Annotated in this window: 2 protein-coding genes; one reads left to right on the forward strand and one right to left on the reverse strand. The window is 58.6% G+C overall.

All coding sequences use genetic code 11. The features are described from left to right. Positions 1 to 231 precede the first annotated feature (231 nt). The gene (locus tag H5U08_RS15690) at positions 232 to 519 is read right to left on the reverse strand and encodes an AtpZ/AtpI family protein (protein WP_297035149.1); all 288 of its coding nucleotides are present in this window, start codon (positions 517 to 519) and stop codon (positions 232 to 234) included. A 585-nt stretch (positions 520 to 1,104) separates the two neighbouring features. Between H5U08_RS15690 and H5U08_RS15695 the strand changes: the two genes are divergently transcribed. Continuing rightward, a complete protein-coding gene (locus tag H5U08_RS15695; RefSeq protein ID WP_297035152.1) occupies positions 1,105 to 2,361 on the forward strand; it encodes a DUF4912 domain-containing protein in 1,257 nt (418 codons plus the stop codon). Positions 2,362 to 2,495: the final 134 nt, after the last annotated feature.

Raw genomic sequence — 2,495 nt, forward strand, 5'->3', positions numbered from 1 at the left:
GGCAGTTCCTGCCACCACCAGCCGGATGATCTCTGTGCCGAAATCCCCCACAACGGCTGTCACAGGCAACAGGAGGCCTACCCCGAGAGCTGCAGCCAAAACCCCCCATCGGACGACTGGTGACACTAATCTCCACCGACGGACGGCTGGCGAACCTCGGTCATGTTTTGCACCGTCGCCCATCCGCATTCGTTCTTGCTGAGACAGTCACCGTGCACAAACGCGCTCAACCTACTCTCGATCTGGCCGGCGGGACCGTCGGCGACGACCAGTCGATTTAGACAGATCCTTATAGTAAAACTGAACAAAGCTCGTCGTCCCAACGGCGATTCCCAACGCTGTACCCAGCAGCGTAAAGAGTGGCAATGTCCCCACCCGGCGGTCCAGATAAAACCCCGCGACACTGGGGATCACCAGTTCCAGAGCAATTCCCACGATCTGCATTCCAATGGCGTACCCCCGGGCCCAGGATGCCCGGGTATCCCCCTCGTCCGTCGGGTTTCGGGATGGCTCATCCAAGCCACTTCCTCCAATATTACTTGCGATCCACCAGGTCCGTGACTCTACACACCGCGTCTAGCCAATATTACTGGCGCAATCCCCCTAACCAGCAATAAATGCCGCGCGACAGCATTCAAAGTACATCTACCACAACAACTGAACGAAATGTTAATACCCTTTGACGCCGGGCACCACCTCAGTAAAATTTTCCGATCCCCATTGCCACGGTTTGCATTTCGTCCAAAGACTGTGCCACCAGGAACTGCCGCGTCATGTGCCACGGTTGCGACTTCGACACACTCAGTGTACAATAGGCGAGTGGGATTGACAGATGGCCACGGGGAGCCGCTCGACTCCTGTGGCTTGTGAGGGGCGCAACCCCATTGGAAAACCGTCCCCCTGGACCACCGTCGCGAGCGAACGAGGGCATGGACGACCTCGCCATAGGTTTGACGCTGCCGCTTCCTCGGAAGGCATCTCGAGCGTCGGCCGAAAGCCTTGGACTGCTGCCCACTGAAGGGCATCCAGCGCGGGACAGCGCGGACCAAGTTTCGTGGCAGTCCCCGCTCCAGCGGGTGTGCTTCGGTTGCCGGAGGTCGAACAGTGATCACCGTCGCGGAACTCAGCCTTCACACGGTCAAAGACCTGGCCGAAATGGCCAAGAAAAAAGGCATCCCTCGTTGGCATGCCATGCGAAAACAGGAGCTCATCCAGGCCCTCGTGGAAGTCGCTCGCAAGGAAGCCCGCCAAAAGAAAAATCGTCTGAAAAAAGCCGCCAGTCAACGTCGCTCATCCAGCAAAGTAAGTCCTTCCGCCAAAAATTCTGGTTCCAACGGAAAGCCTAAAAAAAGCACCAGTCGCAAGACAACTGTTAAAACCGAATCCTCCTCCAAACGGTCCAAAGCATCTCAAAAAGCCTCCGCAAAGACCGGTGTCGTCAAAAAAACCGTGGCCACGGCCCCGCCGTCGCCCGAGTTGCAAAAAAACCTCCACGAATGGAAGGAGGAATTCATCGACACCAAGGACCTGGCCGCCACCTCCAACGGCGAAACATCCCCCGCCAAAGACCGCCTCATTTTAATGGTCCGTGATCCCTACTGGCTCCAGGCCTACTGGGAAATTTCCCGACAAAGCGTGGAACGGGCACGCGTGGCGCTTTCCCAAAACTGGTATCTTGCCAAACCCCTCCTCAGGCTCTGGGAAGTCCGCCGCGATGGCACCAGTCACGCCGAACGGGTGTTTGTGAAGGATATCGAAATTCACGGACGTGTCAATAACTGGTACATCAATGTGGACAATCCCCCGCGGTCCTTCGAAGTGGATATCGGATACGCGACACCCGACCGCAAGTTCTTCTGCCTGGCGCGGAGCAACATCGTGAGCACTCCCCACGCGGCCAGTACTGGCAACGAGTTGGACTGGAGTGCTCTGGCAGATGAATTCGAGCGGATCTACGCCCTTAGCGGTGGGTACGATGATACCACCGACACGACCGAGTTACGCGAGGTCCTCGAAGATCGCCTGCGCCGGCCTCTTGGCGGGTCGGTCATCCAGCGACTCGGAGCTGGGGTGGAAGGTCAGGCAGAAACCCGGAGCAACTTCCGGTTCTTCGTCGACGCGGAGCTCGTCGTCTTCGGACAGATCCAGCCAGGTTACCACGTTTCGATCCGTGGGGAACCTGTGACCGTGTGCGCGGACGGCACGTTTTCCATCCGGTTACCACTCCCCGACCGGCGACATGTCCTGCCCATCGTGGGGCAGAGCCCCGACGGAACGGAGCAGCGGACGGTCGTTTTGGCCGTCGAAAGAAACACGAAGGTCATGGAACCCCTTCACAAGGATCACGAACCGGCTGCCTGATCCACCGTTGCATTCGGAAACAGCCCCATGGCCGGGACAGAACCGGGCCCGCCAGTCCCCCTCGCACGATTCCGACGCAACCGGGACGCTCAGTGAGCGGTGGAACCCCGGCCTACTGGAGTGACACCTTCCAC

Origin of the sequence: Thermogutta sp. (assembly GCF_014359955.1) — a bacterium.
GTDB lineage: Bacteria > Planctomycetota > Planctomycetia > Pirellulales > Thermoguttaceae > Thermogutta.